Consider the following 21,968-nt stretch of genomic DNA (forward strand, 5'->3'; position numbering starts at 1 on the left):
CCAAACGTAATTTTTTGTTGCCAAAAACCAACAAGAAAGTCCTGTTAAGGGTATAAATACGCATATCGACACACTTAGAGCATGAGAAGAGTGACTAAACACCACTAAATGCCTTAAGATTCGATCAGCACTCAGGAAACCCAGCGGGTATTTATAAAATAGTACTTACTGTGTTGCTATACTGGACCCGTTTCCTGATGTATTTTTTTATTTGCGGCGGGGGTTCGCTGCGAGTCACTTATCCAGCTTCAAGCTCAACGAGGAGAAACATGAACAAACCCTCCAAATTCGCTCTGGCACTCGCCTTTGCTGCTTTCACAGCAACAGGCGTCGCTTCCGCGCAAACGGTAGACAATTGGAAGAACGGCTCAGGTGAGCTCATTTGGAAGAACGGTTCCAATGAACTCTGCTGGCAGGACAACTTCTGGACCCCAGCTACGGCTGCAGCCGAGTGCGTCAAAAAATCTGGCCAGCCTACAGCTGACAAGATTTCGATCAAAGCAGAAGCTTTGTTCGACTTTGACAAAGCAATCGTCAAACCAGAAGGTCAGAAGATTCTTGACCAAGTTGCTGCTCGCCAATCTCAAATCAACCTCGAAACCATCATCGCCGTCGGTCACACTGACTGGATCGGTCCTGATGCCTACAACCAAACTCTCTCGGTTCGCCGTGCTGATGCTGTGAAGGCATACTTGGTTTCAAAAGGCGTTCCAGCTAATCGCATCACTGCATCCGGTAAAGGCAAGGCTAATCCCGTCGCTGACAACCGTACAGCAGCTGGTCGTGCGCAGAACCGTCGCGTAGATGTTGAAATCATCGGCAGCAAGAAGTAATTCTTGACGCTGACTAGCTAGACTGTTTCGGCAGTCATAGTTAGATTAAAAGACCTCGTTCGCGAGGTCTTTTTTCTTTTGTGGGTTCCATTCGGTTATTGGCTAAAGTTTGTTACTGTGACTTGGTATTGCTTTGTTGTTTTCTAAACGTATCTTGGCATCTACGCCAGACTTTTAAAAAGAATTGCCATGAATGCTGACATGCCCAAGGGCTCTAGTAACGTTGATCAAGCCGAACTCGACAAATTCAGTGCCCTCGCCTCGCGCTGGTGGGATCCGAATAGTGAGTTCAAACCTCTTCATGCCATCAATCCGCTGCGCCTTGACTGGATCAAAGGGTTGACAGGCGGCCTTCAGGGCAAAAAAGTGCTGGACGTAGGCTGTGGCGGTGGTATCTTGGCTGAAAGTATGGCATTCAGTGGCGCCGCAGTGACCGGCATTGACTTGGCGGATAAATCACTTAAGGTTGCGCGCCTGCATGGACTAGAGTCCGGTGTCCCAGTGACCTACCGCAGCATCAGTGCCGAAGATATGGCGCTCGAACAGCCTGGTCAATTCGATGTCGTGACCTGCATGGAAATGCTTGAGCATGTTCCTGACCCTGGCTCAATCGTGCGCGCCTGCTCGACCTTGGTCAAACCAGGCGGCTGGGTATTTTTCTCAACGATTAATCGCAATCCAAAATCGTTTTTATTTGCGATAGTGGGTGCCGAGTATGTTTTACGTCTGTTGCCCCGCGGCACACATAGCTGGCGCAGCTTCGTTCGTCCCAGTGAACTCGCGCAAGCCGCTCGCGCCGCTCTGCTCACCACCCATCAAGTCATCGGCATGGGCTACAACCCCCTGACCGAACATTATTCGCTCAATCAAGACACGAGCGTCAACTATCTTATGGCTACACGCAAAGGCGACCTGTAAATGACTGCACTCGTATTGTTTGATTTTGATGGCACGCTTGCCGACACTGCGCCTGACTTGGCCGCTGCTGCCAACAAGCAACGACTTCGCGCAGGGCTCGAGCCTTTGCCCATCGATGTCTTGAGGCCCTATTCCTCGGCTGGTGCGCGTGGCCTCTTGCGTTGTGCGTTGAACATCACGCCCGAACACCCCGATTACGAACAGCATCGCGTGCAGTTTTTAAAAGACTACGAAGCCGCGATGCATGTCGATACCTGTTTGTTTGATGGCGTTCCTGAGTTGCTCGAGGATATCTCGCGCAAAGGTTTGACTTGGGGCATTGTGACCAATAAAGCTACTTATCTTGCACAGCCTTTGGTCGTCGCGCTGGGACTGGATAAAGACTGCGCCGTACTGGTTTGTGGTGATACGACGGCGCACTTAAAACCTCATCCCCTGCCCTTGCTACATGCAGCACAACAAGCGGGCTTTGGAACAGATCGTTGCATCTATGTAGGTGATGATATTCGAGACATTCAAGCGGCGCGTGCGGCAGGTATGGCCTCTATTGCTGCAAGCTATGGATATTGTGGCCCTGATCATCCGGTCGAAACATGGCAAGCAGACCATTGCGTGCACTCTGCCAGAGAAATGTGGCCGGCGATCAAGTCGCTTTTGATGAGTTGACTGATACTTGACCGATAGTTGAACTCTTTTACAACTTAAAGGTCTGACAAAATAGATTGTTCGTCTACAATCAAACAACTGGGGCCGATCCGGATTCGACGTGGGTCGCGAAACAGTGCAGGGCATGCCGAGCACCAGTTCGCTCGTAAATCCACTGGAAACACTATAAACGCCAACGACGAGCGTTTCGCTCTGGCCGCTTAAGCGGTGAGCCGCTGCACTGATTTGTCTTTGGGTCAGGTGGAGAAATCCACAGCAGCGTCATTTACAAAGAATCGGGGTTTGCCGGGTCACTCGTCAAATTCTTAAATCCAAGTGAATCGCCAAGGTCCGGCCTGTCGGTTGGCTAAGTCCGAGGTTAAACAAAAAGTAAATCGACTACGCATGTAGAACTGCCTGCAGAGGGCTCGCGGACGGGGGTTCAATTCCCCCCGGCTCCACCATTACCGCACATACCAACCTTTCGGGGTTGGTATTTTTTTGTGTACACGTTTGGGTTCATGCGGGTCTGTGGGGAGTGTTGCGGACTGTGGAGACGGGGGTTCGGGGCGGTGAAAGAGAAGGTTTTGTCTCTGGGGGCGGATAGTCTCTGTGAGTCTGCGCTGTGGATATGGGTCGAAGTCCGCGAGTGGTTTTTGCTAAACCTATAAAATCAATAGGTTACTTGCGGACTGATCGAGCGAGTTTTTGTGTGGCATTGGATAGCAAAGGAGACTGCACCGCGGCTGTATGGCGTCTGGTGAGACACGCAGCGGCACCCGTAAGGACAAGACGAATGTCGGCGTGCAACCGTTACAATGACATCGCCAGATAGCGAACCGGATTACTTCGTCATGACACTACAAGCATTCATCGAGCTGCAGGCAATCAAAATAGATACAAAGATTGGGAACTATGCACCGGGCTCGGCACACCCCGAGGAACACCTACTAAGCCTAGTACTCAGCATAGATCCAAAACTTGTTCTGATCGAAGAAGACTCGATGCAAAATGTATTCGACTACGATCTTCTCTTACTTGAAATTCAACGACTTGCGGCAGATCAACATTACGAAACGCAAGAGCGACTCATCACACGTATCGTCAAAGCATGTGCCGCATATGCAGAAATCATATCGCTAGAAATCACCCTAAGAAAACAACCGGTCCTAAACGACTCTGGGTCTCTTGGGGTGCGTCTATCCATGGACAGAGCTGCACTCAATCGCGTTTAGCATGCTCAATCAAGATCACTCTCACGTAGGATGATCGCGGTGAACAAACAACTAAAAGATCTAGACCAACTAGGAAATGTTTGCGTTGGTATATTCCACAGAATTGCGCTTTTCGGCATCGGGGCCGCCACGGTGTGGGCAGCTGGGTGGACGTTTCTTGAACTTTTTCAAAAACATCATGCCTCAATTCAAGATCTTTTGCTGTTATTTATATATTTAGAAATCGGCGCGATGGTTGGTATTTATTTCAAGACTAACCACATGCCCGTTAGATTCTTGTTGTACATCGCTATCACTGCACTCACCCGACACATGGTTGATATCATGAGCCACGTTCCCATTAACATTAACGAGATGCTAGCGGTCGGCGCCACAACCCTAGCGATAGCAATCGCTATCTTTATCATCCGCTATACAAGCACAAAGTTTTCTAACAATAATCAGAACGACATTAGCTGACTATTTTTTAGCAGGTAGTGCGCCCGTCAACCACCCTGCTAATCGCCAAGGCCCTAAAAGTAAACTTCGACGATCAGGTGGCAACCATTGCTCGATCAACGCTAAATGTTCCGCTTCTGTTTTTATATGCGACTGTGCAAAAGCAAGCATCTCAGTATCGCCTCGTAGGTGAGCGACAGCCACAGTTCCGTTTTATAGGCTGACCGCACCAACCTCCCCAGCATGGTCCAATCGCAGCTCGCGCTCGAAAAAAACTAAAAGCTTAGGTGCCATGTACAAATTACTTGTTTAACTCTTTAACCCTTGCGTCTCTTTGCTCATCAGTCATTTCATCGCAACGACTGCTTCGATCTGGACTGCGCAGCCAATCTTGTGTTCCGGCTCTGGGCCCATAGATGCGAGTAGATTGCTTAAATACAGCCCATGTGATGAATGCCATGCTGATCACTGCGATATGCCCGAGCATGTTGTATGGGATAGAGAGTGGATCGCCTATGTAAAGACCAAAAGCTAAACACCAAAAACAGAACAACAGAATGCTGGCGATATACCGAACATATCTATATCCCCGTTATCTTCATTTTTATCGCTTTCAAGACGTCATAGTCAAGTTACGCCCAATGTAACGCTACAAAAAGCATAACATTCGCAACCATACAAATGATTAATATTTATAAAATTTGCAGAAGTTTTTTATTATTGATGCGACTTAAGTTTCGCTTATGACAGACGTTGATTAATTGATCGGATCTACAAATTGCTGAAAGCAAAAACGATTTAAATTAAGGTAGTTCACATACTCACACAAAGACCGCATTCAGGAGCTTAAGCTTTATATCAAGCTTATCAGCAATGTTCGCTGCCCCTCCCAAAGCGCCGGCGGATCCACCGCAATATCAAACAGCGTCAGGTGGTCTGGCAACGCATCGTCCAGAATCGCTTCAACAATATCAGGTGCCAGCACCGTCAAGTTCATCATGCGACTGACGTAACTATTATCGACGCCCTCCTGGGCCGCGATCTCTCGCAAAGAACTCACCTTCCCCGACTCCAGCAGCGCAAGCCAGCGATGCCCTCTAGCCAACGCAAGTTGCAGCGCCGTGGGGGCGATACCCCAAGGCCTCGGCTCACCCGATTCACCTTTGGGCAGCGTAATCAACTTACGACCTGCGCGTCGCTTGAACTGAATTGGCACCGAGAGCGTGAGACGGCCATCGCTGGACTCAATGACTTCTGGCGTGCCATTTTTATGAATGTGTAAACCGCTCATGCTGCGACCTCCTCGTTCTTGGCCTGCAGGCGATCGACTTGCAGTTCCAGAACTATTTTCTCAAGCCCGTTGGCGCGCAGACGCACCTCCAGTTCGGTTGGTGACACAATCACTCGTTCAACCAAGAGGCGCACAATGCGCGCTTGCTCGGAAGGAAATAGCTGATCCCAAATCTCGTCAAGGCGGGTCATCACGACCGTGGCTTTAGCCTCGTCCAAGCTTGGATCCAAACTGATCGCATGTGGCAGAACCTCGGCAAGTAATTCTGGTGAGCGTAAAAGGCCTCGTAATTGCTCAAGCACTGCAGATTCAAGCTCTGCTGCCGGCATCCGTGGCAGACCTGATGCGCCCGCGTACAGGTCGTTGCTACACTTTGCGCCTCAACCCTCAATGCGGTAAGACATAATTTTTTGGGGGATGAATTAGGTTTGCATAACAAAAAAGCGCCTCGAGAAGATCATCAAAGTCGACTTGGGTTCATCGTGATCGCCCAAAACAACGCCCACCGAAGTGGGCGTGTCCACACAGCTGAAATTTCTTGAAAAAGGTGTTCGTAACTCAATTAAAGTGTTTTGAGATACTCAATTAAGGCAGTCTTTTCATCCTGCGTGAGCCAAGTGCCAAACTCATGTCCACAGCGACTATTGCCCTCCATCGTGGCGCAATCCGTGGTCACGCGCACAGTTGCCGAGCCATTGGGTTGCTCGACGGCAAGGCCAACATTAACAAGGTCATAAACAGGCCCAACCTGAAAGCTAGTTGGCCGGGCGGCAGCGGGGGTGAGCAAGGCCGCCAAGGTTGGAACAGAGCCATTGTGGAGATAGGGTGCAGCGGCCCAGACCCCTTGTAAAACTTTCGACTCAAACGAACCCACGGGGCGATCGGGAGGTTTGATACTCAAATCAATGCTGGGGTTTTTTTGCACCAAGGCAGTCTCACTTGCCGTATCCACCAAACTAATTGAAGCTGCACCAGACGCCGGTACGATATTTGTCGAAAAAGGTATGGCGAGGCCGCTCAACACACCACTACTAGTGGTGATCACCCCAAAATTTTTGTAATACGAGCTATCGGTTTGTACATTTTGAATTGGCGTTGCCCACGTGTCTGAATTGCCCGGCCGGGGCTGGCCTTGTTTAATCCCATGACACGAAGTACAGTTTTTTTCGTACAGTGCTTTCCCTTGAAAAACTAGCACATTGTCGACCGGCCACGGGTACTGTGGTGGTCCGATTTGATTCACTAAATTTTGGAAATTGAGCAGATTCGTGTAGTTGATCGAATTCTCGGTTAAAAAATCGACTCCGCCAGATACCGCGGCATTGGCTCGAGGATAGAAAGCCGCGTAGACGCCGATCACTTGCGACGCATCACGCGCTAAGGAATAAGAGCTACTACCGCCAACGCTCGAACCCGAATACTGTGTGAAGTCTTGCTTTCCTGTATTCCAAATAAAAGGATAGCGAACGGGCTGGGCGGCAACCGCTATGTTTGAGGCAATAACGTGACTGTTTGCTACCGGGCCAATATCTAAACCCGACAATCTGTTTTGAATCATCCCCAATGCGTCAGCCCTGCCAATCCCCCAAGGTGTGGAGGGCAGTGCCGCGTTCATTAAGGTGTTGAAAGGCATATACCAAGTGCTTAACTGCGTACGTAAAGTCACCGCGGGAACTTGAACCGCAGCTTGAAACGCGTCAAAGGCCTCTGCGTTTGAAAGGGTATTGCCAACGGCAAGATTAATCCCTTGGTTAAATGCATATAAATTAGAAAAGGCGGGGCCTCCATCAATGCGGTGCTTGACGCCGCCTACCTGAATCTGTCGGGTATGACAGGCGGCGCAGTTCATGGATAACTGCTGATTGTTAGTGCCTGGGTTAGCCACTAAAAATCCAACGGGCAAGCCCTCTGGGTTGCTCGGGCTCACTGCGTTTGGTATGTAGCCGTAGCTGGTGGTGAGCTGACTTAAAAACGATTCGCCGTTGGGTAATTTGAGTGCCTTGGCCCACTGATATGGAATAATCCAAGAGCCTTGATCAGTAGAATAAAAGGCCGCCTGATTAGAGGCGTTCCAGGCAGCACCCTGATTCATCGCAACAGCACCGCTCGGAGCAGAAACCGAGCCATCCCCATTGCCATCCCCACAGCTGGCTAAAATAGCAGTCAGGCCAAGGAGTGCGAGATGCCGCCAGGGCCCCCACGAACGAATATCGTGTTTAAGTTTGTTGTTCATGCGTCACCAACTTTACTGATTGAGGGAGCCTGATTCAGACCTAAGCTCGTGACCATATCAGTTCATCGTAACATTCGTGACCAGACGAATGATTAAATTTATAAAATTCACAGAAATTTTTTATCATTCGCGCGCCTTAAGTTTCGCTTATGGCAGCTATTGATTAATTGATCCAATCTACAAGAGCACGGAAAGCAAAAACGATTTAAATCAAGGTAGTTCACATACTCATACAAAGACCGCGTTCAGGGGCTTAAGCTTTATATCAAGCTTATCAACAATGTTCGCTGCCCCTCCCAAAGCGCAGGCGGTCCATCCCACAGTGTTATCAGCCGCCCTAACCTATTGAACTACCATCTTTTTTTACTCGGTACCCACCCCACCACCATTATCCGCACATACCAACCTTCGGGGTTGGTATTTTTTTGGCCGTAGGTTTGGGTTCATCCGGGTCTAGGGGGGGAGACTGCAGTTGCCACCAAATTTGTCAGAGCAATGCCCTTGACGTTTTATACCACTTAGTGGCACAATAAAACATGCGACGTATTTTTAAAACTCGCTAATTTTCTCGATGGATGCGTAAGACTGAACTCAATGACGAGGTGCTCTATTCTGCAGTAATTGAAATGACGCAAGGCTTGATCGATGCGGATCTTGGCGGCGGGATCCTCAAAAAACGAGTCGGGCTTCCCGGTCGTAGTAAACGGGGTGGGGCCAGAACCTTGGTCGCGACAAATAGAGGAAACCGATGGATTTTTGTGTACGGTTTTGAAAAGAATGACCGCGCAAATATCTCAGATGCTGAACTGGAAGCGTTGAAAGATATTGCAGTAGAACTATTGGCGAGGACTGTTAAACAACTGGACGAAGCCTTGAATGACGGATCCTTAACGGAGATATGCGATGACAACTAAATCTAAGGCCAAGAGTCTCATTTTTGAAGCTGTTCATGAAACTGCAAGCGATCTACATCGCCTCGGCTTCATTGATAAACGAAAAATGCGCAAATTTGATCTGCTTTGTCTGGATCCCATTCCCGCATACGATAGTGAAAAAATTCGTGCGCTGAGGCTCCACCTTAAACTAAGCCAAGCTGTTTTGGCTTCGGTATTGAATACCAGCCTGTCAACAGTGCGCAAGTGGGAAGTAGGCGATAAGCACCCAAGCGGTCCCTCGCTAAAGTTGCTTAACCTGTTGGATCGCAAAGGCCTAGAGGCTGTCATCTAAATCTGCAGCTAAAGCAATCGCCGCAGTTACCCCATCACCATACCGCACAAGAACATCCCTACGGAGGTGGTCTTTTTTTTGAGATACTCTTTGTTCAAGATCTCAAGGAACCATCCATGTCAAAACAATCACGCAAAAACATCACACTTTTCTGGTCCTTCAGAAGCCCTTATTCGTATCTTGCACTGCCAAGGCTTCAGGCCTTAAGCGAGTCAACGGGGGTTGCGATTGATATGCGTGTGGTGCATCCAAATATTCTGCGTAATCCACATTACTTCAAAACCATGAATGCGCTAGCTCGACCTTATTTCATGCGGGACACGGCACGCACAGCAGAGTTTCTGGGCATGCCCTTTCGACGTCCTGTTCCAGATCCCATCCAGCAAAATCCTGAAACTCTGGAAGTCTCCACCGAACAACCACTGGCACGCTGGCTAGGTCACTTAGGCATTGCCGCCACCGAAGCGGGACGCGGTTTCAATTTTTGCCTCGAAGTTTCAAGACTGCTCTGGGATGGTGTAGTCGATCAGTGGCACGAAGGTGATCATCTAAAAAATGCCTGTCGCCGAGCAGACCTAGAGTGGTCTGACCTGAGCGCTCTTGTGAGTGCTAGACCCGACTATTACGAACAGCAGCTGCAGGCCAATGCAGACGCACTGACCGCAGCAGGACACTGGGGTGTTCCGACGATGGTTTATGGACAAGAAACGTTTTTTGGGCAAGACCGCATCGATGTGCTCGCTTGGTGCATTCAGCAAGACACTTGCACTTAGGCTTGCGCTTTTTATCGTATGTTGGTTTGCCAAGGACACGGGAATGGCAATGTCGACGTGGACCAAGATCCAGAGTGAATAAAAGATAACCCATTTACACCCATTTCAAGGTTGTACGGTTTTAAATGGGTGCAAATAGGTGTATTATTGGTTGTATGCTACGTTCAGACACTCTGCAGATCACCCCCGAGATCCTGAGCCTGATTGCCCGGATCGACGAGTTCAAAGGCGCTTGGCGGGCCTTGGGCACGCTCGCGCCCGAGCGTCTCTCAGCGCTGCGGCGGGTGGCAACCATCGAAAGCATCGGATCTTCTACCCGCATCGAGGGCAGCAAGCTGACTGACCGCGAGGTAGCGCGTTTGCTTTCCAATCTAGCTATCGAGTCTTTTGACACCCGCGACGAGCAGGAAGTGGCCGGTTATGCCGAGCTGATGGATTTGGTGTTCAGCTCGTGGCAGGACATCTCCTTTAACGAGAATCACATCAAGCAGCTGCACCAGATCCTATTGCGACACAGCGAAAAAGACACGCGTCACAGAGGGCAGTACAAGACCAACTCGAATAGCGTCGCCGCCTTCGATGAAAACGGTACGCAGATTGGCATCGTCTTTGAGACGGCGACTCCGTTTGACACGCCACGACTGATGGCCGAATTGGTGTCCTGGGTGAGCGACGAGAGACAGAACGGGCATCTGCACTCTTTGTTGATTATCGCAATCTTCGTCGTAGTATTTCTGGAAATTCACCCCTTTCAGGATGGCAACGGACGCTTGAGCCGGGTGTTGACAACCCTACTGCTGATCCAGACTGGATACGCTTATGTGCCGTATAGCTCGCTGGAGAGTGTGATCGAGCTGAACAAAGAAGCCTATTACCTAGCGCTGCGCCAGACCCAGGGCACCATCCGCACGGAGGCTCCCAACTGGCAGCCATGGCTTGTGTTCTTCTTGCGCTCGCTAGCAGAGCAGGTGCGGCGTCTGGAGAAGAAGATCGAGCGCGAAAAGATTGTACTGGCGGCACTGCCCGAGCTGTCACTTCAAATCGTGGAGTGCGCGCGCGAGCATGGGCGCGTGACGATGATGGATGCCATCAAACTGACCGGAGCCAGCCGCAACACCCTAAAGCAGCACTTTCGAACCCTGACCGAACGCAGCCATCTGGAGCAGCACGGCAGCGGACGTGGTGTGTGGTACGGGTTGAAGTAACCCAATCGTTAGACTCAAATTCTGTATCGCAGACCTGCTATTCTCAAATGAAAACAGCAGGCTTACTTCAAGTTAAAGAGACTTTCTGGTGCGGGTGCGTTGAGTTGGGGAAAGCTCGACGATGTTTGTTCCATTTCGAATCTCCTGAGTCTGCGTTTGAGATTTCAAATGGGTCATGGACGAAAACCTTGTGGATGATCAAAATCTCAAAAAGCCAACCATGTCTAAACAACCTCACAAAAACATCTCCCTTTTCTGGTCCTTCAGAAGCCCCTACTCATACCTTGCGCTACCCAGGCTTCAGGCCTTAAGCGAGTCAATGGGGGTTGCGATTGATATGCGTGTGGTGCACCCAAATATCCTGCGTAATCCTAATTACTTTAAAACCATGAATGCGCTGGCTCGGTCATCTAGGCATTGCCGCCACCGAAGCGGGACGCGGTTTCAATTTTTGCCTCGAAGTTTCTCGATTGCTCTGGGACGGCGCTGTCGATCAATGGCACGTGGGCGATCATCTTAAAAATGCCTGCAGCAGAGCAGGCCTAGATTGGTCTAAGCTAAGCAATCAAGTCACTGCAAGGCCCGACTATTATGAACAGCAGTTACAAGCCAATGCAGATGCACTATCCGCAGCCGGTCACTGGGGTGTGCCGACGATGGCCTACGATCCAGAAACCTTTTTTGGGCAAGACCGTATCGATGTGCTCGCGTGGTGCATTCAGCAAGACACTACCACTTAGGTTTGCGCTTTTCAACAAATGCCTCAATCCCTTCGCGAGCCGAGTCACTCATTGCAATATTACAAAAACTATCAGCGGCAGCAGTAACCGCTTGTCTGTAACCATTGTCATTCGCTTGCATGAAGGCCGCACGACCGAAACGGATAACCTCAGGGGACTTTCCACACATCACCTGCGCCAACGCACGGGCCGCGTCCAGTTCCTGCCCCTCCTCGACAAGCTTGCTGATCAGCCCCATCCCCATCGCCTCGTCTGCATCAAACGCACGGCCGCTAAAAAGTAGCTCAAACGCACGATGACGACCAATGATGCGCGGCAAATGCGTGAAATGTATAGAAGGCAATACCCCTGCATCGATTTCAGGGTAGCCAAAAGTCGCGTTACGCGACGCAACAATCATGTCACATGAGATGGCCAGTGTCATCCCGCCGCCTCGTGCCGTACCGCCCACCGCAGCAATGGTGGGCTTTCCCATCGAAAACTGCAGATCCGTCATTTTGATATAGAGTCGATCAAGTAAGGAGCGAAATTTAGCCGGCCCTTCTGTATGCACCGCAGCCAGGTTTAAACCCGCACAAAATCTGCCTGGAATATGGCTGCCAACGATCACAGCGCGCACCGCATCATCCGCAGTCGCCAGCTCTAGATAGGCTAAGTACTCATCGAGCATCTGCTCTGAGAGCGCATTTACCGGCGGGTTGTTGAACATAATTTCGCCCACACCATTGCGGACTTCATAACTCAGAAATGACATGATTTTTCCTTGTTCTGGGTAATCATCACTTACACGCGAGGGATTTTGCATTGCATAATAGTCCGGTATAAACAAACCGGTCATATCAAAGCTTAAATGAAACCCTTAAAAAATATAAAAGTCGTCGATCTGAGCAAAGTACTGGCCGGACCGCTTTGTGCCCAGTTTCTTGGCGAACTCGGCGCCGATGTGATAAAGATTGAACCGATCGGCAGCGGCGATGACACACGTGCATGGTTACCTAAAGAAAAAGATCAATCAGCGATTTTCTTAGCTGTGAACCACAATAAACGAAGTATTGCCGTCAATCTTAAATCACCTGAAGGCCAGCAGATTATTCATGAACTCGTCGCCGAGGCCGATATTATTCTTCAGGGATTTGGTTCGGGGACAGCAAAAAAGCTAGCGGTTGATTATGAAACGATCAGCAAGATCAACCCAAAAATCATTTACCTTGAAATCTCAGGCTATGGGCGCGATGGTCCCCTTGGGAAAGAGCCTGGGTACGACGTCATGCTTCAGGCGTTTAGTGGCATGCTCAGCTCGATGGGCGATCCTAACGGTAGCTTTTCGCGCGCAAGTTTTTCACCTGTCGATCTTGGTACTGGATCTTTTGCACTCAGTGGAATATTGGCAGCATTATTAGAACGCCAACAAACCGGAAAAGGCGTGTATGTCGAAGTGTCTCTGCTAGATACTTCGATCTCGCAAATGGGATACATGGCACAAAACTATTGGCGAACAGGCTCACCCCCTCGACGCATGGGTACAGCCCATCCCGCCATGTCACCATATCAAGCTTTTGAAACAGCAGATGGCTATCTCATGCTTGGTGTGGGCAATGATGCGCAATGGAAACGTTTTTGTGTCGCGACCAAATTTGATCACCTCATGAATGACCCACGTTTTGCAACCAATGCAGAGCGCGTTTCAAATTTCAATGAGACCGTTCGCGTGGTGGCCGAAGTCATGCGTATGCGTTCAACCGATGAGTGGTTAGGCTTACTCAGAGCTGCGGGCGTACCCTGCTCTCCAATTAATACCTTGGATCAAGCGCTTGAACATCCGCAAGTTCAATCACGCGCACTCATTGTCGAAACGGAGCATCCAGTACTTGGTCCGACAAAAAATGTCGGCTATCCCGTCAAATTCAATCATGAGCCGAGAGATGCTTCTCGCCACGCGCCACTTTTAGGCGAGCACACCAAAGAAGTGCTCAAAGAAATGGGCCTATCCACTGAGCGCATTGATGCTTTATTTGAACAAGGCGTCGTTGAGCAGGCCAAAATTAGCCATTAAAGATTAGAGAAGAATAGAGACACTTTATGTTCACCTTTAAACAGTATTACTTTGACGACTTTACGCTCGGTGAAGAGTTTCCAATCCCGTCCCGCACGATGACAGAGGCGCTTTTTGCAGCGTTTCAGTTGGCGAGTGCAGACAATCATCCCAGTCATTACGATGTTGAATACTGCCGCAAACGTGGCATGCCAAACTTAGGCGCGCACGGCTTTCAAATTTTGATTCAAAGTGCTGCGGGTGCGGGATGGTTTCCCCATTACGTGGAGGACTCAATGAAAGGTTTCATCGAGCAATCCAGCAAATTTCTTAAACCCGTCTATGTCGGTGACACTCTCTATCCAAGCCTAAAAATATCCAAGCTAGACTGCGGCAAGACCACTGGCGTAGTCACCCTCGCCTCCACCATTTTGAATCAACGCGATGAGTTGGTCATGGAGGGTGAACAGAAATATCTGATTAAACGCCGCCCTAGTTGTCACGTTTCATAACCGCCAAGCCCAATGGGCGCTGGCGTGCGAGAAAGGCACACTCAGGATAACTTTCTTCGCGTACTATCCGACTTTTGGCAATAACAGCACTGATCCTGCTTTCACCGTGTATTGATCCACATGGCCAGATACTTTCAAATCATTGTCGATGTAGTGCAGATGGAATTTCTCACCAGGATGGGTAATCATCCCTTCTAGCTTGTCTCCACTGTAGACACCGACCAGTTGACCCGCCGAGAGAGGACTGCGAAAAAGCTTCATTCCCGACTGAGAATTCGCATGACCGCCATGACCGGTGTGTCCGCCACTCGTTGCACTCGCACCATGACCGTTCTTCTGAGGCGCGTCACCCGATGAACGCTCGCCGGTCACGACATGCCAAATCAAATGTGCATAATGGCCTGTGACTCTAAATATAAAGGGCTGGGTTAAATCAAGTTTTCTAGAGGTCGCTTGCTGGGTGACAAATGTTTCAAACTGCGCTTGGGTCATATCCGTCGGCACCTTGACCGAGTCCCAGTCCGTCACTTTTGTGCTAGCCCACAACACCGCTGAATCGTTAGCTTTGGGTGGCAGTAAGGCGCCTTTTGGATCCGTGCCAAGACTCACTAAAAGTTTGCCTTCAATTTGAATGATCTCTCCCTTCAGTCCCGCTAAGGCACCAACGCCCCAAACGCCAGCTGATGTGGGTAGCTCTGAAAGAAGAACCTGCCCTTTCGTTTCTCCCGACTGCATCATGTGTTTGAAATTGCCGTAGTGCTTGAAATCCTGCACCTGTGCGATGGCAGCCGAAGCCGCTAAAGCCATTGTGGCGATCAGTATTGAAAATGTATGACGCATGATAAGTCCGAGAGATGACTGAAATAATTGAATTGTCGCGTAAATCATGGCATCACCATAGTTGAAACGGATCACTCAGTACTTGGAACGATCAAAACGTTGGCAATCCCATCGAACGCACCAACAAAGCTCAAACCGCGCCGGTGTATTCTCCGCGAGCGGGATAGTCTTTATTAATCGAATAGTCGATCGCCAGCATGAGATCTCTAAAAGATGGACGGGCAAACGGCATGGTTTGCACGGCACCGTAGTAGAGCGTCTGATCGGGACGGATCAAAAACAATCCTGGCTCAATGAAGATGGCTGGTTCTTCAACACCCGCCGAGGTTAACCCTCTTCCAGTCGAGAGATACAAACCCCAAGCACGCGCACTCGCCAGTGAGAGGTCATACCCAAACCGCAGTTCAGGCATCGCTACCCTGTTAGCCATCTCGCGTGCTCTGCCTTCGTCGTCTGACGAGATCGCGATCACATTCACACCGCGCTCTTTCAATTGAGGTAACAAGACACCAAGGTCTTTTAGATACGTGACGCACAAGGGGCAATGCAGACCTCTGAAAAACACCACTAGGGTAAAAGTCTTGGGCTGATCCTTCGCCAAGCTAAATGGACCGTGATCGAGTGTGGGTAGCTCTAGGTTGGGGACGGCTTGACGTGGAATAAGCATTGATGGCTCCTGATTTAAGCGCATAAAGAATATGACAGCGTACAATCTAACGGTCCACCACGCTAGGAGGCAGATGTCATGACATGCATAAAGATTTTAAATTTTCTAAAAAAAGCATTGATATGCCAAATTTTAATCTTGCCGATCATGTCCGCAGCGTTTGGATTGCCTATTCTGGTTGTTGGTCACAAAAATCCAGATAGTGATGCGATTTTTTCAGCAATTTCACTCGCGTATCTGAAGTCACAGCAAGGACAGCCCTCACTTGCGATTGCATTGGGCAAGCCAAACCCAGAGACACAATTTGCATTAGATTTTTTCAAATTAAAAGCGCCAGAGGTCATGCTCAACGTGGCGAATCGAAAAGTCATTCTGGTTGACCACAATACATATACTCAGGCACCCGATGATATCAAGCAGGCAGAAATTGTAGGAATTATTGATCACCATAGTCTCGGTGACATATCAACGGATGAGCCCATAGAAGTGCTCATCAAGCCCGTTGGCTGTACCAACACAATCATCTGGCAACTTTACCAACAAGCAGGGATACCCATACCGCCCTCTATTGCCGGTGTCATGTTGACGGCAATCCTCTCAGATACCTTGGCTTTTCGGTCACCCACCTCAACCGAATCAGATGAGATTGCCGCCAAGAGCCTCGCATCGATTGCAGGCGTCGAAGATATCCAACGGTATGCTCAACAAATGTTTTTGGCTGGCGAAGTGGATTTAAAAACAGCATCCATTGACAGTTTGCTGCAAAGAGATTTTAAGAATTTTGAGATGAGTGGCAATAAGGTAGGTATCGCGCAGTTGTCTGCATTCAACTTTGAACTTCTGAAAAAGCGCAAAAAGGACTTTTACGAAGAGATGCAACAATTGCTGAACCAGCAAGGATATAAAGCGATCGTACTCATGCTGACAGACGTTCAATCCATGGGGTCTGAAGTCGTCTTAGCAGGCGCATATCAAGCTGATATTGCGAAAGCATTTAAGCTTGAATTAAACAACCACTCAGGGTGGGCTGCCGGCGTCATGAGCAGAAAGAAACAAGTCGTCCCATTAATGGAAAAGGTTTTCAAAAATAAATAACGACTTTCCTCTGATCTTTAGAGCGACTTTGATGTTACTTAATGATACGCAGAACCTTGACGTCGATTGCCATCGCAACCAAAACTCCAATGTAGACCTCGCCGATGATTTCGACCGTCGTTTTTTCATTCACTGGTTCCGCTGGCCACTCAGAGTGATCAATATCGACACGAATTTCCCCAGTACCATCGCTAAAAGCATACTTGTCGCCACCAATTTTTCGAATGATGTTACCCCTAAGAGTGACCTGCAGAGCATCAACTGGATTCCGCAAAATATCAGCAACAGTCATCGGATAATCAGACGCATTACCTGGTCCTTGAAAAGCACTGCTCGGTGCGGACGAACCCGTATATTGAGCCATGGCTGAGCTCGCTGCCAAGCTGACGCCAATTGATAATAATGCTGAGACAATGAATTTGCTTTTCATAAAATCTTCCTCGATTGAAACAAGAGATCCCTCAAATACATCCTAACATGTACCATAGTACAAGCTTAATTTAGGTGTTGAGTTCAAAAATGAAGTGCAATAAGGTAGGTATCGAAATTTGTCAGCATTGAACTTTGAGCTTTTCACAGAACGTAAAAGGGATTTTTACGAGGAGATGCAAAAACCACTCAGGGTGGGCTGCCGGCGTCATGAGCAGAAAGAAACAAGTCGTACCATTACTAAAAATGGTTTTTAAAAATATAACGACTTGCCTCTGATCTTTAGAGCGAATTTATGTTACTTGATGACGCGGAGGACCTTGACGTCGATTTCCGTCGGACTCATAAATTCAACGTCGACCTTGCCGATAATTTCAACCGTCGTTTTTTCATTCACTGCTTCTGCTGGCCACTCAGAGTGGTCAATATCGACACGAATTTCCCCAGTACCATCGCTAAAAACATACTTGTCGCCACCAATTTTTCGAATGATGTTACCCCTGAGAGTGACCCGCAGATCATCAACCGGAGTCCGCAAAATATTAGCAACAGTCATCGGCTGATCAGACGCGCTACCTGGTCCTTGAAACCCACCGCGCGATGCGGACGAACCCGTATATTGAGCCATGGCTGAGCTCGCTGCCAAGGTGACGCCAATTGACAATAATGCTGCAACAATGAATTTGCTTTTCATAATATCTTCCTCGATTGAAATAAGTGATCCCTCAAAATACATCCTAACAAGTGCCATAGTACAAGCTTAATATAAGTCTAAAAAACAGCTTTTTTCTGATCAAATCTTACGAATTACGACATTTTCAAAAAATCTTTTCTTTTAATGTCTTCAATCAAATGAACAATATCATCAACCAAAACAAATGGCCGGAACTCAACGAAGGTGATCCACTTGCAGATGCTGTCATTGCTGATTGGCTCAAGGCTTCGCCTGAGGGAAAAAATTGGTTACTTGAAGGAATAAGAAATGGCGCACACTCGATTCCTCAAGCCCCGGCCTCTTATCATGCTTTGCTCAGTGAAGCTGAAGATTTCTTAAGGGTCACTTCTTTTCTGGATCTTGCGCCGATGCCTTATCTGTATGCAAGTCCAATGTGGATCAGCGTATCCATGGGACCCGGTGCCCTGCTGCATACCTATACAGATCCTAACATAGCCAATATATTGGTTCAGAGTGGAAAACTTGTGAATGAAGCCGCGTCTAGACGTTTGTCTGAAACACAATTATGGCTCCTTAAGCTTTTACAAGCTGACGCGTGGCAAATAGGAGGCGCAGGCTATGTTCATACCCTGCAAGTTCGACTGATTCATGCCAAAGTGCGGGCGAGCATGAAAAAAAAGACGCCACATCACAACGACAGCCCGCCAATTGATCAGCGTCAAATGGTACATACGTGGTTGGGTTTTGCAATGGTCTCACCAAGCGCTCTTGAACGTCTTGGCATTGAATGGACCGCGGAGGAAAAGACCCATGTCGCTGCGCTCTGGCAAATTGTCGGAAAACTCCTGGGAATACCGTCAAGAATCATGACTGAACTTACACGTGACGGTTGTGCAGAATATTGGCTAAAAAATTTCAATCTGGCTCCGCCCTATCCTGATGAAAATGCGCGGGTACTGACTCGATCGATGTTAGAGGCCTTGGGTCAACGTATGTCTGTGGCGCTGAAACTTCCCAAAGATATTGCGATCGCGCTGATGCACGGCTTTGCCCGGCATATTCATGGTGAGGCCTTAGCGGATGCGTTCGGCGCTTCGGATGCATCACTTTCTGCGCTGATACCTACCTACGTCGATGCCAATCGCTATCACATGCAAAAACTTAGACAAGATGAGAGCTACAGACAATCTTTCATGAATCAGTCATCCATGCAGATCAAGGCAATTTGTGCCCAAATAGACGGATCGGCAGCCTATCAGCAGGACTAACTGACGACACCCGTTACAAGCCAGTCACGCCTCACGTCAACAAGCGATCTAACAAATACTTACGTAACGTCATTTGATTGAAAAAAGCTAATTTGTAATCAAAATAATAGTAAAACGCCTGATAATCTTAACAATAGAAATTCAATTCAAGAAAATCGGATTTAAATCATGTCACCAAAAATACTGATCGTAGAGGATGAGGATGATTTTAGAGACGGCATGGTTGAGCTTTTAAAACTTGAAAACTTTGACGCGATTGGTGTCGGGAGTATTGAAGAATATCTTGAGTGGACCAAGCAGAATCAATATGATATTTTGATTTTGGATAGAAATCTATCTGATGGCGATGGGTTGGATATCTTGAAAAAGTATCATAAACAATCTGAGGCGATCTCAATAGTCTTGAGCTGCATGGGTCAGCCACAAGATCGAATTTTAGGGATGAGTGTTGATGCTGACTACTATTTAGTCAAACCCTTTCCAAGCGACGAATTGCTAGCAATATTGCATCGTATCAAGCGCAGACAAAGCACGGCTCAATCGACAGAAGCTGAAGTCTGGCAATTGAATGTAGTCAAATGGGCACTGAAAACACCAAATAGACTAGAAATAGCACTGACAAAAAATGAGTTTGCATTATTAAATTGTTTTATCAATCAGTCTGGTCAAGTCATTACGCGTGACGCAGTCGTCAACGGACTAGGATTTAACCCCACTACTTACGATAACCGGCGACTAGAGGTGATGCTGCGTCGCTTGAGAAAAAAATCGAAGATGCTGGTGTGGTCAAGTTTCCGCTTCAAACGGTTTATGGTGTTGGATTAGTATTTAATGGCGTCATGAAGGCATCTCACTAAAGGCCTTCCCTTTCTAGGGTCTTAGCGCTTGGGAAATCTTATCAATAGATGTTTCTGGGAACCAGGCAATAAACTCAGCACCCTTGTCTAAGTCACTGATCAGTTGAATTTCACCACCATAAAACTCCATCACTTTCTTTACAAAGGACAGGCCTAGACCATAGCCTGTTTTATTTTTGTCAGACTGAACCTTCATAAATTCATCGAAAATTGCGTTGTGATTGAATGGGTCAATACCAATGCCTGAGTCTTTAATTGAAATTCCCACCTTGTTATTTTCTAAAAATATTCTAATCAGAATCTTTGACTGTGGGTCAGAGTACTTGCAGGCATTGTCTATAATATTTAGCACAACAACCTCAAGCATTTTTTCATCAATCACCAATGTTGAGACTTGTTTTGGCGATGCATATGTAAAGATATGATTGGGATGGTAGGCTTTACATTTCTCGATAACCTCCTCAAGCCATGTATCTAGTTGAATGATTTGCGGTCTATCTGTGTCGATCTGACTCTCGAGTCGGTCACCTTGAAGCCAGCGATCAAAGAGCAATGCCAGTCTATGTGTGGCGGAACTGATAATCGATAGTCTTTTTTTGTAAGAGTCACCCTCTATTTGACGACTGAGCAAGGCTATCTGGTTTTCGATGATGCCTAACGGGTTCCTGAATTCGTGTGAGATCTGCGATCCAAAGCGTACGTATTGCTCACGTAGTTTTTTCTCTCTTTCAAGCATTATTTTTAAATCATTGGTTCGATTGAATACTTGTCGCTCAAGTCTTTCTTCTGAATCACGAAGTGTTTGCACAAGAGTATTTTGCGAATACGAGACTTCTCGTTGTGCACACTCCCTTAAAGATATTTCGTGTTGAATTCGGCTTGCTAAAGCAAAGGATAACAACAACATCTCAATCGCCGAGGAGATTTGTAATACATAAGAGGTAAACCAATTGGTGGGGATGAGGTCAAGCTGACGCAGACTTGCCAAGAAACCTCCAACACACAAGGTGCCAAAAGAGATTAAATAAAACTTCGCGCTGTATTGACCCGCTTGATAGGCTCGCGCCCCAGCATATAAAACCATCACAATGACGGGCATCACAATAATGGGAAAAACTTGAAAGATCACGTTTTTCAATTTGTCGCTAAAGATCGTTGATACAACAATCGCTGCATATGCAAAGAGTACGATCACTAAAATATTAAAAACCTGGTTTACGCTTGGTTGTTCTTTTTTTGTATTTAAAAATTTAGTTGAAAAGATCAAGGCCATTGCCGTACCGAGAGTCAACATCACGATCTGTGAAATTTGATCCCAGTGAGGTGAATTCGGCCAAAGGAAGAGTCGTCCATAGCCGTTACCAGAAAAAATTCCAAGTCCAAAAAGTATCGCGAACGCGGAGTAATACAAATAGGTGCGATCTTTTAAGTAAAGAAAGATGAGAAAGTTAAAAGCTGCAAGTATTCCCAACCCTCCGTAATAAAAAGCTTGAATCAGCGTATCTGTTTGTATGTACCTATCAAAGACAGACTGTTCCCATAACTTCAACGGGACGCTCAAATTTTGCTTTGAATCGATGCGTAAGTAATAGTCTTTGGCAGTACTCTCAAGCACAACTGGAAAGGCGTAGTACCGATAAAAGACACCTCTTGTGTCCACAGGCCTCAGATTACCCGTTCGAATGACCTCGCCTTGAGGTGAGTAAAAGTTTATATGATCGAGTCCGAAATAAGGGATTTCTAAAATCCAGTTCGTTGAGTGAAGTTGCTGGCCAGACAGAGCGATTTTGATCCAGTACACAGAAGAGCTAAAACCAAAATTAAATTCCTCACCCCAATTAGAATCTTGCTTAAATTTCTCTTGATACTCAGGCAAGAGAATTTCTTGATAACTGAGATTGCCCGTTGGGTCAATCAACACGCTCGTGTAAGTAGTAGGACTTAATGGGCTTGCCTCTCGAGCGTCAGGTTGACTCAAACCTAAGCACTGAAGCCCAAAAAATATGAAGAGGCCATAGAATGCCCTCAAGAAAAATTTCTTAAACATCATTTTT

At 47.7% G+C, this 21,968-nt stretch carries 25 protein-coding genes and 1 other RNA gene; 16 read left to right on the forward strand and 10 right to left on the reverse strand.

Annotation, left to right across the window (positions count from 1 at the left end; genetic code table 11):
• Positions 1-269: 269 nt before the first annotated feature.
• The 6 genes from ompA (at position 270) to AC8GE9_RS06610 (ending at position 4,090) form a co-directional block, all read left to right on the forward strand.
• Positions 270-833: an outer membrane protein OmpA gene (gene ompA, locus AC8GE9_RS06585; protein WP_506676366.1), complete on the forward strand. Its 564-nt coding sequence runs from the start codon at positions 270-272 to the stop codon at positions 831-833.
• A gap of 189 nt (positions 834-1,022) precedes the next feature.
• Complete coding sequence (gene ubiG / locus AC8GE9_RS06590) at positions 1,023-1,751, forward strand: bifunctional 2-polyprenyl-6-hydroxyphenol methylase/3-demethylubiquinol 3-O-methyltransferase UbiG (protein WP_506676367.1); 729 nt, start codon at positions 1,023-1,025, stop codon at positions 1,749-1,751.
• A complete protein-coding gene (gene gph / locus AC8GE9_RS06595) occupies positions 1,752-2,417 on the forward strand; it encodes a phosphoglycolate phosphatase (protein ID WP_506676368.1) in 666 nt (221 codons plus the stop codon).
• A gap of 80 nt (positions 2,418-2,497) precedes the next feature.
• Positions 2,498-2,860: a transfer-messenger RNA gene (gene ssrA / locus AC8GE9_RS06600) on the forward strand.
• 390 nt (positions 2,861-3,250) lie between these two features.
• Positions 3,251-3,631 carry a dihydroneopterin aldolase gene (locus AC8GE9_RS06605; RefSeq protein ID WP_506676369.1) on the forward strand — a complete coding sequence of 127 codons (381 nt, stop codon included), beginning with the start codon at positions 3,251-3,253 and terminating at the stop codon, positions 3,629-3,631.
• Positions 3,632-3,670: 39 nt separating this feature from the next.
• Positions 3,671-4,090 carry a phosphate-starvation-inducible protein PsiE gene (locus AC8GE9_RS06610; protein ID WP_482294748.1) on the forward strand — a complete coding sequence of 140 codons (420 nt, stop codon included), beginning with the start codon at positions 3,671-3,673 and terminating at the stop codon, positions 4,088-4,090.
• Here the strand turns inward: AC8GE9_RS06610 and AC8GE9_RS06615 are convergent, their stop codons facing one another.
• From AC8GE9_RS06615 to AC8GE9_RS06630, 4 genes are all read right to left on the reverse strand, one after another.
• Positions 4,091-4,240 (reverse strand): hypothetical protein, encoded by a 150-nt coding sequence (locus tag AC8GE9_RS06615; RefSeq protein ID WP_506676370.1) that lies wholly within the window; start codon positions 4,238-4,240, stop codon positions 4,091-4,093.
• Between the two features lie 682 nt (positions 4,241-4,922).
• The gene (locus AC8GE9_RS06620) at positions 4,923-5,360 is read right to left on the reverse strand and encodes a LacI family transcriptional regulator (RefSeq protein ID WP_506676371.1); all 438 of its coding nucleotides are present in this window, start codon (positions 5,358-5,360) and stop codon (positions 4,923-4,925) included.
• Positions 5,357-5,689, reverse strand: a complete 333-nt coding sequence (locus tag AC8GE9_RS06625; protein ID WP_506676372.1) for a hypothetical protein — start codon at positions 5,687-5,689, stop codon at positions 5,357-5,359. Before AC8GE9_RS06625 ends, AC8GE9_RS06620 begins: the two co-directional genes overlap by 4 nt.
• A gap of 233 nt (positions 5,690-5,922) precedes the next feature.
• Positions 5,923-7,593: a di-heme-cytochrome C peroxidase gene (locus tag AC8GE9_RS06630; protein WP_506676373.1), complete on the reverse strand. Its 1,671-nt coding sequence runs from the start codon at positions 7,591-7,593 to the stop codon at positions 5,923-5,925.
• A 575-nt stretch (positions 7,594-8,168) separates the two neighbouring features.
• Between AC8GE9_RS06630 and AC8GE9_RS06635 the strand changes: the two genes are divergently transcribed.
• The 5 genes from AC8GE9_RS06635 to AC8GE9_RS06655 all read left to right on the forward strand — a co-directional run bounded on the left by AC8GE9_RS06635 (position 8,169) and on the right by AC8GE9_RS06655 (position 11,538).
• Positions 8,169-8,507 (forward strand): type II toxin-antitoxin system RelE/ParE family toxin, encoded by a 339-nt coding sequence (locus AC8GE9_RS06635; protein WP_506676374.1) that lies wholly within the window; start codon positions 8,169-8,171, stop codon positions 8,505-8,507.
• Entirely contained in the window at positions 8,497-8,820 is a 324-nt protein-coding gene (locus tag AC8GE9_RS06640; RefSeq protein ID WP_506676375.1) for a helix-turn-helix domain-containing protein, read from the forward strand. The genes AC8GE9_RS06635 and AC8GE9_RS06640 overlap by 11 nt, the downstream gene beginning before the upstream one ends.
• A 116-nt stretch (positions 8,821-8,936) precedes the next feature.
• Positions 8,937-9,593, forward strand: coding sequence for a 2-hydroxychromene-2-carboxylate isomerase (locus tag AC8GE9_RS06645; RefSeq protein ID WP_506676376.1), 657 nt, complete (start codon positions 8,937-8,939; stop codon positions 9,591-9,593).
• Positions 9,594-9,748: 155 nt separating this feature from the next.
• A complete protein-coding gene (locus tag AC8GE9_RS06650; RefSeq protein WP_506676377.1) occupies positions 9,749-10,798 on the forward strand; it encodes a Fic family protein in 1,050 nt (349 codons plus the stop codon).
• 392 nt (positions 10,799-11,190) lie between these two features.
• Complete coding sequence (locus AC8GE9_RS06655) at positions 11,191-11,538, forward strand: DsbA family protein (RefSeq protein WP_506676378.1); 348 nt, start codon at positions 11,191-11,193, stop codon at positions 11,536-11,538.
• Here the strand turns inward: AC8GE9_RS06655 and AC8GE9_RS06660 are convergent.
• On the reverse strand, positions 11,528-12,292 hold the full coding sequence (locus AC8GE9_RS06660) for an enoyl-CoA hydratase/isomerase family protein (RefSeq protein WP_506676379.1): 765 nt from the start codon (positions 12,290-12,292) through the stop codon (positions 11,528-11,530). The two genes, AC8GE9_RS06655 and AC8GE9_RS06660, sit on opposite strands and share 11 nt — an antisense overlap.
• 96 nt (positions 12,293-12,388) lie before the next feature.
• Here AC8GE9_RS06660 and AC8GE9_RS06665 point away from each other — a divergent pair, with 96 nt between their 5' ends.
• Together AC8GE9_RS06665 and AC8GE9_RS06670 are read left to right on the forward strand one after the other, a co-directional pair.
• A complete protein-coding gene (locus AC8GE9_RS06665; protein ID WP_506676380.1) occupies positions 12,389-13,591 on the forward strand; it encodes a CaiB/BaiF CoA transferase family protein in 1,203 nt (400 codons plus the stop codon).
• Between the two features lie 26 nt (positions 13,592-13,617).
• On the forward strand, positions 13,618-14,082 hold the full coding sequence (locus tag AC8GE9_RS06670; RefSeq protein ID WP_506676381.1) for a MaoC family dehydratase: 465 nt from the start codon (positions 13,618-13,620) through the stop codon (positions 14,080-14,082).
• 63 nt (positions 14,083-14,145) lie between these two features.
• On the opposite strand, the gene AC8GE9_RS06675 is transcribed toward AC8GE9_RS06670, so the two are convergent.
• Together AC8GE9_RS06675 and AC8GE9_RS06680 are read right to left on the reverse strand one after the other, a co-directional pair.
• On the reverse strand, positions 14,146-14,922 hold the full coding sequence (locus tag AC8GE9_RS06675; protein WP_506676382.1) for an acetolactate decarboxylase: 777 nt from the start codon (positions 14,920-14,922) through the stop codon (positions 14,146-14,148).
• A gap of 130 nt (positions 14,923-15,052) precedes the next feature.
• The gene (locus tag AC8GE9_RS06680; protein WP_506676383.1) at positions 15,053-15,589 is read right to left on the reverse strand and encodes a peroxiredoxin-like family protein; all 537 of its coding nucleotides are present in this window, start codon (positions 15,587-15,589) and stop codon (positions 15,053-15,055) included.
• A 165-nt stretch (positions 15,590-15,754) separates the two neighbouring features.
• On the opposite strand from AC8GE9_RS06680, the gene AC8GE9_RS06685 reads away from it, so the two are divergent.
• Entirely contained in the window at positions 15,755-16,684 is a 930-nt protein-coding gene (locus tag AC8GE9_RS06685; protein ID WP_506676384.1) for a manganese-dependent inorganic pyrophosphatase, read from the forward strand.
• Between the two features lie 34 nt (positions 16,685-16,718).
• On the opposite strand, the gene AC8GE9_RS06690 is transcribed toward AC8GE9_RS06685, so the two are convergent.
• The gene (locus tag AC8GE9_RS06690) at positions 16,719-17,114 is read right to left on the reverse strand and encodes a YgiW/YdeI family stress tolerance OB fold protein (protein WP_506676385.1); all 396 of its coding nucleotides are present in this window, start codon (positions 17,112-17,114) and stop codon (positions 16,719-16,721) included.
• Positions 17,115-17,411: 297 nt separating this feature from the next.
• Complete coding sequence (locus AC8GE9_RS06695; RefSeq protein WP_506676386.1) at positions 17,412-17,807, reverse strand: YgiW/YdeI family stress tolerance OB fold protein; 396 nt, start codon at positions 17,805-17,807, stop codon at positions 17,412-17,414.
• Positions 17,808-17,965: 158 nt separating this feature from the next.
• Here AC8GE9_RS06695 and AC8GE9_RS06700 point away from each other — a divergent pair, with 158 nt between their 5' ends.
• The gene (locus AC8GE9_RS06700) at positions 17,966-19,057 is read left to right on the forward strand and encodes an oxygenase MpaB family protein (protein WP_506676387.1); all 1,092 of its coding nucleotides are present in this window, start codon (positions 17,966-17,968) and stop codon (positions 19,055-19,057) included.
• 168 nt (positions 19,058-19,225) lie between these two features.
• Complete coding sequence (locus tag AC8GE9_RS06705) at positions 19,226-19,882, forward strand: response regulator transcription factor (protein ID WP_506676388.1); 657 nt, start codon at positions 19,226-19,228, stop codon at positions 19,880-19,882.
• A 45-nt stretch (positions 19,883-19,927) separates the two neighbouring features.
• On the opposite strand, the gene AC8GE9_RS06710 is transcribed toward AC8GE9_RS06705, so the two are convergent.
• Positions 19,928-21,892 (reverse strand): sensor histidine kinase, encoded by a 1,965-nt coding sequence (locus AC8GE9_RS06710; protein ID WP_506676389.1) that lies wholly within the window; start codon positions 21,890-21,892, stop codon positions 19,928-19,930.
• Between the last annotated feature and the right edge of the window lie 76 nt (positions 21,893-21,968).

Source organism: Zwartia lucis (assembly GCF_965234455.1).
Lineage (GTDB): Bacteria > Pseudomonadota > Gammaproteobacteria > Burkholderiales > Burkholderiaceae_B > Zwartia > Zwartia lucis.

Excerpts from the sequence above, each read along its gene's own strand:
- ompA (WP_506676366.1), top strand. The coding sequence starts at position 270 with ATGAACAAACCCTCCAAATTCGCTCTGGCACTCGCCTTTGCTGCTTTC.
- ubiG (WP_506676367.1), top strand. The coding sequence starts at position 1,023 with ATGAATGCTGACATGCCCAAGGGCTCTAGTAACGTTGATCAAGCCGAA.
- gph (WP_506676368.1), top strand. The coding sequence starts at position 1,752 with ATGACTGCACTCGTATTGTTTGATTTTGATGGCACGCTTGCCGACACT.
- AC8GE9_RS06605 (WP_506676369.1), top strand. The coding sequence starts at position 3,251 with ATGACACTACAAGCATTCATCGAGCTGCAGGCAATCAAAATAGATACA.
- AC8GE9_RS06615 (WP_506676370.1), bottom strand. The coding sequence starts at position 4,240 with ATGCTTGCTTTTGCACAGTCGCATATAAAAACAGAAGCGGAACATTTA.
- AC8GE9_RS06620 (WP_506676371.1), bottom strand. The coding sequence starts at position 5,360 with ATGAGCGGTTTACACATTCATAAAAATGGCACGCCAGAAGTCATTGAG.
- AC8GE9_RS06625 (WP_506676372.1), bottom strand. The coding sequence starts at position 5,689 with ATGCCGGCAGCAGAGCTTGAATCTGCAGTGCTTGAGCAATTACGAGGC.
- AC8GE9_RS06630 (WP_506676373.1), bottom strand. The coding sequence starts at position 7,593 with ATGAACAACAAACTTAAACACGATATTCGTTCGTGGGGGCCCTGGCGG.
- AC8GE9_RS06635 (WP_506676374.1), top strand. The coding sequence starts at position 8,169 with ATGCGTAAGACTGAACTCAATGACGAGGTGCTCTATTCTGCAGTAATT.
- AC8GE9_RS06640 (WP_506676375.1), top strand. The coding sequence starts at position 8,497 with ATGACAACTAAATCTAAGGCCAAGAGTCTCATTTTTGAAGCTGTTCAT.
- AC8GE9_RS06645 (WP_506676376.1), top strand. The coding sequence starts at position 8,937 with ATGTCAAAACAATCACGCAAAAACATCACACTTTTCTGGTCCTTCAGA.
- AC8GE9_RS06650 (WP_506676377.1), top strand. The coding sequence starts at position 9,749 with ATGCTACGTTCAGACACTCTGCAGATCACCCCCGAGATCCTGAGCCTG.
- AC8GE9_RS06655 (WP_506676378.1), top strand. The coding sequence starts at position 11,191 with ATGCGCTGGCTCGGTCATCTAGGCATTGCCGCCACCGAAGCGGGACGC.
- AC8GE9_RS06660 (WP_506676379.1), bottom strand. The coding sequence starts at position 12,292 with ATGTCATTTCTGAGTTATGAAGTCCGCAATGGTGTGGGCGAAATTATG.
- AC8GE9_RS06665 (WP_506676380.1), top strand. The coding sequence starts at position 12,389 with ATGAAACCCTTAAAAAATATAAAAGTCGTCGATCTGAGCAAAGTACTG.
- AC8GE9_RS06670 (WP_506676381.1), top strand. The coding sequence starts at position 13,618 with ATGTTCACCTTTAAACAGTATTACTTTGACGACTTTACGCTCGGTGAA.
- AC8GE9_RS06675 (WP_506676382.1), bottom strand. The coding sequence starts at position 14,922 with ATGCGTCATACATTTTCAATACTGATCGCCACAATGGCTTTAGCGGCT.
- AC8GE9_RS06680 (WP_506676383.1), bottom strand. The coding sequence starts at position 15,589 with ATGCTTATTCCACGTCAAGCCGTCCCCAACCTAGAGCTACCCACACTC.
- AC8GE9_RS06690 (WP_506676385.1), bottom strand. The coding sequence starts at position 17,114 with ATGAAAAGCAAATTCATTGTCTCAGCATTATTATCAATTGGCGTCAGC.
- AC8GE9_RS06695 (WP_506676386.1), bottom strand. The coding sequence starts at position 17,807 with ATGAAAAGCAAATTCATTGTTGCAGCATTATTGTCAATTGGCGTCACC.
- AC8GE9_RS06700 (WP_506676387.1), top strand. The coding sequence starts at position 17,966 with ATGAACAATATCATCAACCAAAACAAATGGCCGGAACTCAACGAAGGT.
- AC8GE9_RS06705 (WP_506676388.1), top strand. The coding sequence starts at position 19,226 with ATGTCACCAAAAATACTGATCGTAGAGGATGAGGATGATTTTAGAGAC.